The organism is Pedobacter suwonensis, from assembly GCF_044762335.1.
Lineage (GTDB): Bacteria > Bacteroidota > Bacteroidia > Sphingobacteriales > Sphingobacteriaceae > Pedobacter.
This window is the reverse complement of sequence record NZ_JBIWEB010000004.1, coordinates 100,112-113,371: the sequence shown is the minus strand read 5'-3', so window position 1 is coordinate 113,371 and position 13,260 is coordinate 100,112. Positions and strand designations below refer to the sequence as shown.

Annotated in this window: 9 protein-coding genes; 4 read left to right on the top strand and 5 right to left on the bottom strand. The window is 39.0% G+C overall.

The genetic code is table 11. From position 1 onward, the window contains the following. Positions 1 to 40 precede the first annotated feature (40 nt). Positions 41 to 856 carry a glutamate racemase gene (gene murI / locus ACIQXP_RS08230; protein WP_293744346.1) on the top strand — a complete coding sequence of 272 codons (816 nt, stop codon included), beginning with the start codon at positions 41 to 43 and terminating at the stop codon, positions 854 to 856. Positions 857 to 1,037: 181 nt separating this feature from the next. Here murI and ACIQXP_RS08225 read toward each other — a convergent pair whose 3' ends face one another. Genes ACIQXP_RS08225 through ACIQXP_RS08210 form a run of 4 tightly spaced genes read right to left on the bottom strand, consistent with a single transcriptional unit; the run spans position 1,038 to position 7,890 of the window. Then, positions 1,038 to 2,177, bottom strand: a complete 1,140-nt coding sequence (locus tag ACIQXP_RS08225; RefSeq protein ID WP_293744347.1) for a cytochrome-c peroxidase — start codon at positions 2,175 to 2,177, stop codon at positions 1,038 to 1,040. A gap of 2 nt (positions 2,178 to 2,179) precedes the next feature. Beyond that, positions 2,180 to 3,739 (bottom strand): DUF6850 family outer membrane beta-barrel protein, encoded by a 1,560-nt coding sequence (locus tag ACIQXP_RS08220; RefSeq protein WP_387505187.1) that lies wholly within the window; start codon positions 3,737 to 3,739, stop codon positions 2,180 to 2,182. Between the two features lie 35 nt (positions 3,740 to 3,774). Beyond that, entirely contained in the window at positions 3,775 to 5,106 is a 1,332-nt protein-coding gene (locus ACIQXP_RS08215; protein WP_293744349.1) for a DUF4876 domain-containing protein, read from the bottom strand. A 3-nt stretch (positions 5,107 to 5,109) separates the two neighbouring features. After that, on the bottom strand, positions 5,110 to 7,890 hold the full coding sequence (locus ACIQXP_RS08210; RefSeq protein WP_387505186.1) for a TonB-dependent receptor domain-containing protein: 2,781 nt from the start codon (positions 7,888 to 7,890) through the stop codon (positions 5,110 to 5,112). 222 nt (positions 7,891 to 8,112) lie between these two features. Here ACIQXP_RS08210 and ACIQXP_RS08205 point away from each other — a divergent pair, with 222 nt between their 5' ends. Then, a complete protein-coding gene (locus ACIQXP_RS08205) occupies positions 8,113 to 10,014 on the top strand; it encodes an amidophosphoribosyltransferase (RefSeq protein ID WP_293744351.1) in 1,902 nt (633 codons plus the stop codon). 372 nt (positions 10,015 to 10,386) lie between these two features. Here ACIQXP_RS08205 and ACIQXP_RS08200 read toward each other — a convergent pair whose 3' ends face one another. Then, entirely contained in the window at positions 10,387 to 11,013 is a 627-nt protein-coding gene (locus tag ACIQXP_RS08200; protein ID WP_387505185.1) for a LysE family translocator, read from the bottom strand. A 143-nt stretch (positions 11,014 to 11,156) separates the two neighbouring features. Here ACIQXP_RS08200 and ACIQXP_RS08195 point away from each other — a divergent pair, with 143 nt between their 5' ends. Further along, positions 11,157 to 12,593, top strand: coding sequence for an MFS transporter (locus ACIQXP_RS08195; protein WP_293744352.1), 1,437 nt, complete (start codon positions 11,157 to 11,159; stop codon positions 12,591 to 12,593). A 64-nt stretch (positions 12,594 to 12,657) separates the two neighbouring features. Further along, the gene (locus ACIQXP_RS08190) at positions 12,658 to 13,116 is read left to right on the top strand and encodes a deoxycytidylate deaminase (RefSeq protein ID WP_293744353.1); all 459 of its coding nucleotides are present in this window, start codon (positions 12,658 to 12,660) and stop codon (positions 13,114 to 13,116) included. The last annotated feature ends 144 nt before the right edge of the window (positions 13,117 to 13,260 follow it).

The window sequence follows — 13,260 nt, the reverse complement described above, 5'->3', positions numbered from 1 at the left end:
TCAATTAACTTTACAACATTTCACCATTTAACTTTCAACCATGCAGGCATCGCCAATAGGTATTTTCGATTCAGGTTACGGTGGTTTAACGGTATTCCGCTCTATTGCCGATCAGTTACCAGATTACAACTATATTTATTTAGGTGATAATGCCCGTTCGCCTTATGGCGATCATGCTTTTGATACCATTTATAAATACACTTTAGAATGTGTAGAATGGCTCTTTTCCAAAGGTTGCCATTTAGTAATACTCGCCTGCAATACCGCTTCAGCTAAGGCACTTCGAACCATTCAGCAGCGCGATCTACCTGCTAAGTATCCAGATCGGCGCGTACTCGGCGTAATCCGACCTACAGCCGAAGTAATAGACCAGTACACAAGTACCAAACAAGTAGGTGTAATGGGTACGAGAGGAACCGTTAATTCGAAATCCTACCTTTTGGAAATCAATAAATTTTTTCCTGATATAGAAGTGTACCAGCAAAGTTGCCCAATGTGGGTACCATTGATCGAAAATAATGAGCATTTAGAGCCAGGGGCCGATTTCTTTATCAATGAATACTGTAGTCAGCTGCTAAAACAATCGGCCGATATCGATTGTGTATTGCTGGCCTGTACGCATTACCCTTTATTATTGCCTAAATTAAAGACCATATTTCCTGATTACATCAACATTTTGGCACAAGGTGATATTGTAGCCGATAGTTTGGTAGATTATTTGGCAAGGCATCCAGAAATTGAACAAAAGCTGGGCAAAGAGGGTGAGCGTTCTTTTTACACCAGCGGAGATCCGGTTGCATTCGACGAGCATGCTTCTATCTTTTTTGGCGAAGCATTGAAATCGGGTAAGATGTAAGGTAGTTTATTGGTCATTGGTTATTAGTCATTAGGCCATTGGGTGATTAGTTCATCGGTAAGTTGTTTATTTCGTGTACCAAACGCTAAAGGGCTAACTCAGGCGAGAGTTAATTTTTCAACTGTTCAAAGTGGTTAAGAGATTGTCAACTGCTAACTGTAAGCTCCCAACTCCAAACCAACTATTGCGGTAACTGCTCAACCCTAACCAATACCGCTGGCGATGATAAGGCATCTAAAAAGGCAACAACAGCATCTTTCTCAGCTTTGCTCAGTTTTAAACCTTTTAACAATTTATCGTTTTTAGGCAAAAGCGGATCGTTTACCTGTTCCGGCTTTACCCTTTGTACCGGCATGCCCACATTGTACATGTTCATTACGCCATCCATATCAGGAAATAGGCCATTGTGGAACCAGGGGGCAGTTTTCATTACATTTCTTAAACCCGGGGTTTTAAATTTGCCCACATCTTCCGGTTTTTTGGTTACGTTATATAATCCTAAATCTTCGTATTTACGCCCATAATAAGTTAAACCGTCATTATGAAATTCGTTATCCGTAAATAAGGGACCATTATGGCAATTGATACAACGTGCTTTAGTACGGAACAGGTGTAAACCCACCAATTGCTGATCAGTAAGCGCTTTTTTATCTTTTCCTAAAAAACGGTCGAAAGGTGTTCTGCGGCTTACAATACTACGCTGAAAAGTGGCCAGGCTTTCGAAGATACGTTTATTGGTAATTTCTTTTGAACCAAATGCAGATTTAAAATAAGGTTGATAACCTTTTATCTTACTCAGTTTTTTAGATAGTGCTTTCATATCCTGGTGCATTTCATTATGTGCAGCTACCGGACTACCAGCTTGTTCTTCTAAGTTGCTTGCACGGCCATCCCAAAACAGGCGTTTGTAAAACCAAACATTCTCTAAAGACGGCGCATTGCGGATATTGGCCAAATGATCGTGTCCAATAGATACCTGGCGGCCATCAGTCCAGTGTAAATCTGGCGCATGGCAGCTCGAGCAGGAGATTTGGTTTGAGCCTGATAAACGTGGATCGAAAAATAAAATTTTTCCTAACTCCACCACACTTTTCACCGAATCGTTTTTTAAATCGACAGGCGAGGGAGGAAGTTCACCAAGTTCCTGAAAAACGGCGCCTGCATCTACCGTAGGTTTGGGCCATTGGCTGGTCGGTTTTGAATAAACTTTGCGCAGGCTATCAATACTCAATTCATCGTCATCATTAAAATTGGCCGATTGAAATGAAAACAAGATCAACCCACTAAGGATTAAGGAAAGGATGACAAAAATTTTATTCATGGTTAAAAATAAAGGTTTAAGCTGATGTTGGAAGAAAAGCGGTCTTTGCCGGGAGTATTTGTTAATATTCTACCGAAATCCTTTAGCTCGTCTCTTCTCCAATAGCTAAGCCCAAGTTTAATTCCGGCCTGGATTTGTTTGAACATCGGGATACTATAATCACTTGATAAGCCAACACCAAATTTTGAGGTCGTATTATAGGCATAGTCGTAGTAAATTACACTTTTAGTAAAAACACCTTCGTTAGCCAGCAGTACACTGAAATCAGAATTAAGGTACTGATTGTATAAACCGGTTAAGCTGATGCCCCAATTGTGGTTGTTTTTGTTTTGATGGTTTACACCATAACTAAGTGAGTAGTTTAGCTGGTTAAATCTAATATCATTTCCGGCAATGCCATCTTGTTTACGTTCTTCATACTGTTTCAGACCCAAACCAAAGTTATGGGTAAATTGGTTCTTTCTTATGCTGTAGTAAGCCTGTGTACCCAATGACTTGTTCCTAAATAGGTAACTGTTTGCTAAATAAACATTAATGTAATTATCGCCGGTATTTGATTTATAACTAACGTTTATACTTAATGCATTTGAAGCTGTTTTCTTTAACCAAAAAAGACGATAGTTTTCACTTACCAGGTTAAAATTGATATATTCAGTAATCGCCAGTGAAGTTCTGTAATCAAATTTTTGTTTCTCCCTAGATGTCTGGAAGATAAAATTAAAGCTCCCCAACTTTTTATTTTCAAAGCTTAAATAAGCATCAAAGCCGTTCCTTATCTGGTTATTTTGAACGGTTCTTCTTTCATTATACTCTTCGCCTTCACCATACCCGTTTATTAAATAGTTCGTAAATTCAGGAATTACTTTGCCTTGAGAAAGACTACTGTTTTTATATGCAACGTTAACCTTTTCCAATCCGTAGCCATGTCTGTAAGCTGTACCAAGGGCTAGTTCTTTTGTAATATGATAACCTACTGAGGCAAGTAAATTTAATTGGTAGTCGCTGATTTCTCCACGTGGATCATTCGTAGAGTAATGGTTGCCTATCCTATAATCGGTTCCTAGGCCAACGCTTAAATGATCATTCAGTAAATTTTTACTTGCTGAAGCCTTCAGATTATAAACTGTTCTTTGATAATTTAAATTTTTAACTGAACCAAAATAATAAGGGTTTGCCAAATTATTCCGGGTTTGATGAGAAAACGATGTGCTGTCTTCTACCGATCTGTTGTATGAGAATAATCCCCACAATGTGATCGAATTAAGTTGTGAAACTCCCTCCGTGCTTAACGAAGTGGTACTTACCTTTAATGCATCCTGGGCTTTCATCAAAGTACCTTTTTCAAAAACCTGGTTAAGCTTTAAACTATTAAAAGTTACGGGCATTAACTTTTTAATGAAAAAAGGGCTGATTTTTGCGAAATCATAGGCACCAAATTGCACTGAGTCTGCAGAGAATTGTTTGGCATCTGTTGCGGTATGCTGCGCATCGTTAATTTGCGCTGATGCCCTGAATACAGTGCCAAAAATTAAAAGTATATATAAAATATTGTTGTGCTTCATTTTTATGTTGTGGGTTATTTTGACCCATGTAATAATTATTTAAATCCCCTGGGATTAGCAAGTGGAAGGAAGTCAAAATCCTCTGCTGAGTTATTGGTGTCTTTTAAAATGATCCTGCCATTCACGATGGCTTGTGTTTTTCTGATTACAGATTGAGAAGAATATATCCCATTGGGTACGTAGGTATATAATGCATCAAGGCTTGCAATAAGTTTTTTAGGTACTCTTGATGTTGCTACATTGGTTTGCGTCTCTACAGCATCAATGATGAAGGACCGGGGAATTTGATAATATCTGTCAGCACTAGCACTTGGCGGAGCAATGGTTGGATATGGGTATTTTGGTAAATCTTTAATAGCTGTTGTACCAGGGTTTTTAAATATGATGTACCCCATTCTGCCACTTGTTTCTAAAATCAGATCAGTTCCGTTGTAAGATAAAACGTCAACATTAGGCACCAAGGGATTATCTATATCTGAAGCGAGAGGTCGGGGTAGGAAAGGGGCATAATAGGCTTCAAAATCTGCACCACTCAAATCGATCGTTAAAGAGGGGTCTCGCGCTGCAATTACCTTTCCGTCAGAACCGGTAAAAGGTGCTTTGTGGTTTACAGCAGTTTGTGCCAGTACAATACTTTTGCCCGGTTGAACCGGATATTGCTTTCCAGTTCCAGGTATCATCAATAGTGCTCTCGTATAAACATAATCATTATTGGCATCAATATTTGTAGGCATACCTTGCGCTTTACTCCAGTCATACTGGCTGTTCGGTTGCCTGTAAATATTTACGGCAGTGAAGTTTTGGATGCCCAGTGCTTCCCCGATATACAAACTATCAGCATATAATACAGAATCAGAGTTGTTGTAAATCTCAATAAATTGATCCCTAAAAGAAGCACCGATTGTGGTATTAGACCCTGCAAAATAGATTTGCTTGATTACCCATGGGCCTGTTGGGCCTGCGATAAGTTTTAAATGAATACTTTGACCGTTTTCAATGGTAATAGTCCTTGCTTTTTCTGAAGCATTAAAAACCACATTTTTAGATACGGTTTCTCCTGTAAGAGTAGAATATTCAGAAGCTGAAATTTCTATGGAGGCTGAAATATCATAGCTTCCCGGTGAAATTGAATCTAAAGAAAACGTGCCATCAGTTTGGGTAGAATAAATATTTTCTTTGTTATTTTTATTGTTCTTGAAAGTCAACTTCACTTTGGCTAAAGGTAAAGCCTTTGCCAGGTTATCTGAAGCGTATGAGGTGATCACCTTAAACTGAACCGGACGGATTTCCGGTATATCGCCCTGGTATTTTCTGCAGGCAGAGAAAAGAAATACAATAACAGCGATTGCGAATATAGTTTTTTTCATCGTCTAAAGTTTAATCGATAATTCAGCACCAAAAGTCGGGCTGCTGTTTGGATAGTTATATGTTCCCGCAGGAGTAACATAATAGGGCTGATAATTGAACACATTATAAACGTTAAATGCGAATTTGAAACGTTTCTTAATCTCTTTTGCAATGCTCATGTGGTAGTTAGAGAATATACGGGGAAGATTGGCTTCGGCCTGTTGCTCTGGCGTTTTATACAAATGGCCATAAGAAGGGTTATTCCTATCGAAATTTGTAATGGCTACATACTGATTGGTACTGGTGTAATAACCTAATGGGATTCTTGAACTTTCGGTATTGATAACCTTATCCAGTAGTTGGAATTCGGCAATAAATGAAACCACGAGGCTTAATTTGGGTATATGGGTTAAGCTGGTAATTCTACCGTTGCTGAAATAAGCTCTGGTATTTTTTGGCTCATAAACGCCAATATAAGCATAGTTCGGGTCTGTTGTAATTGTGTTGGGGATTTCACTGCTTAACAAATTATGAACCGAACGCGATTTAGTTTTGAAAAGTCCGCCGCTAATATTAAAAGAGGTTTTAATCTCCCTGATTTCTGGTGTATTTAAAATGGCTTCAAATCCCTGATTATCAGATAAAAGATCGTTTTTAAATGTTGAATAATTAATTGCGTAAGCTTTTGTTCCTGTTTGATTGATTGTTGGCTTCGCATCCGCATTGAGGGTTGCAGTATAGCTAGGAAGGAAAATGCTCTGTAAATTTTGTACAGTAGATATTCCGTCTCTGGATTTTTTGTTGAAGGCTGTCAGTGAAAGACTAAATTTATTGATTTTTAATTGGGCTGATAGCTCAATACTCTCGCTTTTTGACGGTTTTAATCCCACACTTGTAGGTTCGTAACGTTCTACATAAACCAAATAGGTACTTTCATTTACCTTTCCGTTATATGCGTTTAGTAAAGGTATTTCAAAAAAGGTTGGTCCAGGAAAACGCTGTGCTAAGCCCGGCGATTTATATGATAAACCATAGGCGACACCGAATCTTAAGTTCTTATTAACCTCGTAATTGATGTTTGTTCGTGGAGAAAAAGATGTATAGCCATTTTGTATATCAGTTCTCATCCCTGCTCTTACATTTAATGGCTTGCCTAGTACTGTCGCTGTAAAGAGATCCTCGATATAAAAACCAAGGTCTTTTTGTGCCAGGGCCAATCTGAAGTCATAATAACGTTCTGAGCTTTTTGTGCCCAGCGATGTGTTTGCAACTCTTGTGGTGCCCCTTGGCTCGTTCGGATCAATCGTTTGGCCCAATCCCTTGTTTGCACTGTAGCTAAAACTGGTGCCGAAAGATAGGTTGTGCACAAGACTTCCTGTTACAAACCCTCCGGTAAAATCCAAATTAGCAGCTGCATTTATCGGACGACCATCTATTAATGATTTTGCAGTGTAGATACCTGAATCGTAGTATCCTTCGTGTATTCCGGTGGTTGTTGCCGTACTGTATAATACATATGCATCATTAACTAACTCTTCCTTATAACTAACCTGATGTCCCTCTGCATATCTTAAATTTAGTCCAATATTTTTTAGGAAACAGTTATTAAAACGATAGTTGCTTCTGTTTGCAACACTAAAATTCCAGCTATCGAATTTTGTTCGGGTACTTTTTTCGTCATCCGGGTCGAATTTTATGCCATCAAGGTTTCTGCCATAATCTATGCTGAAGGTGTTTTTTAATTGCCTGGTATTGCCAAAAGAATTTGTCCACATTGCATTTGTATTGATCCTTCGGTAAGCCTTTAATTTATCGCGGTTATCCTCGAAGGAATTAACATAATTAACGCCCACATTTACAGCGCCGAATCTTGGACTGATTTCAAAGCCTTTGGAGAAACTATATGACGTGGCATTATCACGCAACTGCATTCTGATATAGGCTGGAGATTTACCCGCTTGTCGTTCAATAATAATTGCTCCATCGGTTAAGTCACCATATTTTGCGGGTGCAACCCCAGGTATTACCTCTATGCTTTCAATATTATCAGCTGGAATTTGCCTTAAATCGGTACCTCCAAAAGTATAGTCACCAGTATAACCTGTTTTATCATTCCCAGTCCCCCTGATTCCGTAACTTCCACTTTTTACAAATGATGAGCCTACGCCACCGGCCCTGCCAGCATTAAAACTTTGCATGTTTGCGTTGTTACTAATGGTATTCCCATCCATAACTATAGCAATTCCAAATGCATTATTTAGTTCGAAAGCGCCTTTCCCATCAGTAGTAGGTGCATAAGCAGCCCTTAAATTGATGTTTTGTACATTTTGAAGAGAAGGCGGCTGGATTTTTCTGTTCGGAATCTGATTCAACAGATCGTTTACACTCAATGCCGGAGTTTGTTCAATTAAATCCCTGGTAACAATCAGCGAAGAGTTGGTTTGACCAGAATAATTCCGCTTGGCGTTAATTTCAATGTTCTCCAAACTTAGATCTAAAACCTCTAACCGGATGTTGCCAAGATTGGTTCCTCCTGCTTTAACGGTTACGGGTAAGCTTAACTTCTTATAACCGATATAGGAAAATTCGAGGGTTAGGATATTATTGGTTTCAGAGCCGTTAATCCTGAACAAACCATTTTTGTCTGTAATTGTATATTGATTGGTTTCTAAAATTTTAATGTTAACAAGTTCCAAAGGCTTGTTCTGCGGATCGACTACAGTGCCAATTATCCCATTTCTTACCTGCGCCATTGCCGACGAACAAATAAAGAATAATAACAATGATGTGTAAATTTGTTTCAATTTAGACTAAATATTAATAATATCACAAAAATGTTAATTTCAACTCGTTTTTGCAAGTTATTTAGAATTATTCTAATTAATAATACAGGTTTTTAACTTGGGAAATGCAGAAGTGGTCTATTTGTATCATCTGTCAGATAAAACTCATCATCACAAAAGAAAACACTTTTGTTTAGGTTCTGAATATTTAAAAGGATAACTTTGCGCCTTCAAATCCATATAATGAGTGATCAGATAAAACACGAATGCGGAATCGCTTTTATTCGCCTGTTAAAACCACTTTCTTACTACCAGCAAAAGTACGGTACAGCACTTTACGGCCTTAACAAATTATACCTTTTAATGGAAAAACAGCATAACCGGGGCCAGGACGGCGCAGGTATTGCCACCATTAAACTGGATATGAAACCCGGCAGCAGGTATATTAGCCGATATCGAAGCATGGCTTCTAATGCAGTGGCCGATATCTTCGAATATGTGCAGAACAAATTTGTTGATATACAGGAAAACACGCCTGAATTAATGCAGGATACAGAATGGCTCAAAAACAATGTCAGCTTTATTGGCGAAGTTTTATTGGGCCATTTGCGTTATGGTACACATGGTAAAAACAGCATCGAAAATTGCCACCCTTTTTTAAGGCAAAACAACTGGATGACCCGCAACCTGGTTATTGCCGGTAACTTTAACATGACCAATGTGGATGAGTTATTGGAACAGTTGTACGAATTGGGGCAGCATCCAAAAGAAAAAGCAGATACGGTAACCGTACTGGAAAAAATCGGTCACTTTTTGGATGATGAAAACCAGGAGCTTTTTGATCAGTACAAAAAAGAAGGACACGATAACGTTGCCATTACGCACAAAATATCTGATAACCTGGATATTGCCAACATCCTTCGCCGCTCAGCCAAAACCTGGGATGGAGGTTATTCGATCTGTGGTATGGTAGGTAATGGTGATTCGTTTATCATGCGCGATCCGGCAGGTATCCGTCCGGCATATTATTATTACGATGATGAGATCGTGGTTGCGGCTTCTGAAAGACCTGCTTTACAAACCGCATTTAATATCCCTTTTAAAGATGTTAAAGAGATCGATCCAGGTCATGCTTTAATTATCAAGAAAAACGGCGAGGTAAGCATGGAGCAGTTCCGCGAGCCTACTGAAAGACTATCTTGCTCATTCGAGCGCATCTATTTCTCAAAAGGAAGTGACGTGGAGATTTACCGTGAACGTAAACAGCTGGGTCGTTTATTGAGTGAAAAAATTCTTCAGGCCGTTAATTACGATTTAAAGAATACGGTATTCTCGTTTATTCCAAATACAGCAGAAGTTGCGTTTTTCGGAATGGTTGATGGTGTTCAGCAATATGTACGCAGGCACCAGAAAGACACCCTTTTGCATAAAAAAGAGCAGCTAAACGACGAGCAGCTGGACGAGTTATTATCGATGGCGCCCAGGGTGGAAAAACTAGCGGTTAAAGATGTGAAATTGCGTACGTTTATTACGCAGGATGCAGATAGAAGCGAAATGGTGGCACACGTTTATGATACTACATATGGTATTATCAACAATCATCAGGATACTTTGGTGGCATTGGACGATTCAATTGTACGTGGTACCACTTTAAAACAGAGTATCATTAAAATTGTAGACCGTTTACATCCTAAAAAAATTATTATTGTTTCTTCTGCACCTCAAATTCGTTATCCCGATTGTTATGGTATAGATATGAGCCGGATGGGACAGTTTGTGGCTTTTGATGCAGCTATTCAATTGTTAACTGAGCGCGGCATGTGGCAGGTAATAGAAGATGTTTACGCAAAATGTAAAGCTTCGTTATTGTTGCCTAAAGAGGAAATTGTAAATCACGTTAAAGAGATATACAAGCCGTTTACGCCTGAAGAAATTTCGGCCAAGATTGCACAGATCATTACCCCTAAAGGTACTGTAGCCGAGGTTGAAGTAATTTACCAAAGTTTAGAGAACCTGCACGAAGCTTGTCCGAAAAATAAAGGCGACTGGTATTTCTCTGGAAATTACCCTACGCCGGGAGGAAACAAGGTAGTTAACAAAGCTTTTGTGAACTGGAAAGAAGGAAATAACCAAAGGGCTTATTAGTAGCTTCAAAATTTCCCTTGAGGAACAAGATAAAATAGCTCATATCGCTGATATGGGCTATTTTTTGTTTATTTGCTGCGGTTCGTGAGAACACGGCTGCGGCGTGTAAAAACAAATATTGATCGCTAAGAAACAGTTATTTTTGATTGTAAGTTGGTTATGAAAGTGTTGTCTCTTGATGTTACAGACTTTTCCCATCTAAACCTGATATAAGCGGAAAGCCCGGAACCCGGTTTTTCACCGGGTGAGGACTTGCAGCATTGGCAGGACGGACCTTAATAGCAGCACTGGCATTGCTTTCCAAAAAAAAAGCTACTAATCATTAAAGTGTTTAGGACACTGGTGGGTATTAATTTGCCAGAATGTTAAGTTTTACGTGTAAAACTTCAGGTAAGTCTTAATAATGAGCCAGAAGGCGAAAAAGATTATTATTACACCGGCAATTTTATTCAGCTTTTTAAGCGCGTCCTCTTTTATTTTATAACGCAGTTTGCTAGAGTAAAAACTTTTGGCGCCATCAATGCCAAGTTGTGTGGCCATGGCAATAAAAAAGCAGACCAGTTTTTCGTTAAGCATATTGTTGAGCTTGACAGAGATGATTCCGCTCACAATAATCCAGAACATGAGGGTAGAAGGAGTGAGGATACACATTAAAAAACCCTTGAGCACGTAACCTCTTTTGCTTACTTTTTGGAGTGTATTGCTATCGTAATGCACAGTAATTTTTGAAACCAGGTAATAAATCCCCACTGCCAGAAGAAACACACCGCCAATACTGCCTACGTATTTATCAAATTCTGCTTTATAATTAAAAAACTGGCTACCAAAAAGAACCAGTCCAATCAGAATAATATCACTTATAATTACGCCAATGGCTAAAGAGAAACCAGCCTTGAAACCCCGTTCGATGCTGGTTTTAATCATTGCAAAAAATACCGGCCCTGTTAAAAACGATGAAATAATCCCTGCTCCTATACCTAGTAATATAGCTTCAAACATGCATTGTATTGTTTATGATATGCGAATATGCAATTTTATACCTAAAGATGTAACATTTATTTTTGTTGCATAGGTTGCATAAAAAATACTGGTTATTAGTTTTTTTTATTTATGTTTAGCCCCACTAAAACTAGATTTATAATATGAATTCAGAACAAACGCAAACCAAGTGGGCGCAGTTTATTCCACTGGTCACTGTATTCTTCTTTTGGGGCTTTGTAGCCGCCAGTAATGACATCCTCATCCCGGTATTTAAAAAGGCATTCGATTTATCGCAGGCCGAAAGTCAATTGGTTTCATTGGCATTTTACATCGCATATACGGTGGGGGCGTTAATTTATAACCTCATTTCAGTTATTATGGGAAAAGATATTGTAAATAAGCTTGGTTATAAAAATTCATTAGCTCTTGGTTTAGTTATCTCGGCAGCAGGAACCTTACTTTTTTATCCGGCAGCCAATTTACATTCTTTCCCATTAATGCTTTCCGGTTTGTTCATCGTGGCCTTGGGTTTCTCTTTACAGCAAACTGTTGCCAATCCGTTAGCCATTGCTTTAGGACCGATTAAAACAGGTTCACAACGTTTAACACTTGCGGGTGGTATCAACAACTTCGGTACAACCATTGGGCCGCTTATTGTAAGTTTTGCCATTTTCGGTTCGGCGGCGAATGCCAATACCAACATTAGCGTAGAAAGCGTTAAAATTCCTTATTTAATTTTAGGAGTGGCTTTTATAGCCGTTGCCATTTTCTTAAAAATGTCGTCGTTGCCTGATCGACCTGCTTTGGTGGAAGCTTCGGCGGATGACACTAAATCGATTAAGGGATCAGCCTTGAATTACCCACAACTGGTTTTGGGTATGATCGCCATTTTCGTTTATGTGGGTGTTGAGGTTTCAACAGCGAGTAACCTACCGGCTTACATGGAGAAAGACTTAGGCTTTGAAATCAAAGATATTGCACCCTATATTTCATTATACTGGGCAAGTATGATGATCGGCCGTTGGACAGGTGCTGTTGAAGCTTTTACCGATAATGTAAGCACACAAAAAGTATTGCGCTTTATTGCACCTTATTTGGCTTTTGGTATTTTCCTGGTTGTAAATGCAATTGCAAAACACGATCTGGCACCATTTTATATTTATGCAGTAATTATTTTGGTGCTAATTTTAGCCGATATGGCCAGCAAAGGTAATCCGGCCAGAATGTTATTGATTTTTTCTGCTATTGGCATTACCGCTTTATTAATTGGTATGTTTACTACCGGCATGACGAGTGTATATGCTATTACCAGTGTTGGTTTGTTCTGCAGTACCTTATGGCCATGTATCTTCACTTTAGCCGTTAGTGGTTTAGGTAAACATACCAGTCAGGGAAGTAGTTTCTTGATTATGATGATTATGGGCGGTGGGATCATCAGCTGGTTGCAAGGTTTGGTATCTGAATTCACCGGCATTCAATACAGTTATATTGTGGGTATTATTTGCTTCGCTTACCTGGCATTTTACGCCTGGAGGGTAGCTTCCATATTAAGATCGCAGGGAATTAATTTCGATCAGAAAATTTCTGGCGGACATTAATTTTTATTCCAGTATTTTAGCAGCCACAAAGATTAAGTTCTTTGTGGTTTTTTTATTTTAGCACATGACAGATAAACCAAGTTTCGATACCATATTTATGAACCTGGCAACCGATTTGGCTGCCCGCTCACACTGTGTGCGTGCGCATGTTGGTGCCGTTTTAACCAAAGATACCCGCATTATTTCGATCGGTTACAACGGCCCGCCGGCCGGCACACATAATTGTGATGAGGAATGGCCGGAGCATGGTTGTACTCGGGATAGCAAAGGAAGTTGCTCTCTGGCCTTACATGCTGAAGAAAATGCGATTTTATATGCGTCAAAAAACGGATCAAAAATAGAAGGATGTACTTTATACACTACTTTGTCGCCATGTATTGCCTGTGCCCGCCTTATTTTGTCATCAGGGATCAAACTGGTATATTACTCTAAATCTTATGCAGCTTACAAAGGTTTACCAAGTGATGAGGGGGTTGATTTTTTAAGGAAATTTGGAGTGGAAGTACTTTTGATGGAATCTTAGCGGTTAATTGATTCATTTGCCATAGGTTCGTTACCACGCAAACTGCTAAACGAAAAGTGTCTGCCGACTTCGAACTGTTTACTTCTGATTTTTCCGCTAAAAATCTCTAATCTTCCATATCAAATCTCATATCTAATTGGTACT

Bases quoted from the DNA above. Each gene is read 5' to 3' on its own strand.
- murI (WP_293744346.1), top strand. From the start codon at position 41: ATGCAGGCATCGCCAATAGGTATTTTCGATTCAGGTTACGGTGGTTTA.
- ACIQXP_RS08225 (WP_293744347.1), bottom strand. From the start codon at position 2,177: ATGAATAAAATTTTTGTCATCCTTTCCTTAATCCTTAGTGGGTTGATC.
- ACIQXP_RS08220 (WP_387505187.1), bottom strand. From the start codon at position 3,739: ATGAAGCACAACAATATTTTATATATACTTTTAATTTTTGGCACTGTA.
- ACIQXP_RS08215 (WP_293744349.1), bottom strand. From the start codon at position 5,106: ATGAAAAAAACTATATTCGCAATCGCTGTTATTGTATTTCTTTTCTCT.
- ACIQXP_RS08205 (WP_293744351.1), top strand. From the start codon at position 8,113: ATGAGTGATCAGATAAAACACGAATGCGGAATCGCTTTTATTCGCCTG.
- ACIQXP_RS08200 (WP_387505185.1), bottom strand. From the start codon at position 11,013: ATGTTTGAAGCTATATTACTAGGTATAGGAGCAGGGATTATTTCATCG.
- ACIQXP_RS08195 (WP_293744352.1), top strand. From the start codon at position 11,157: ATGAATTCAGAACAAACGCAAACCAAGTGGGCGCAGTTTATTCCACTG.
- ACIQXP_RS08190 (WP_293744353.1), top strand. From the start codon at position 12,658: ATGACAGATAAACCAAGTTTCGATACCATATTTATGAACCTGGCAACC.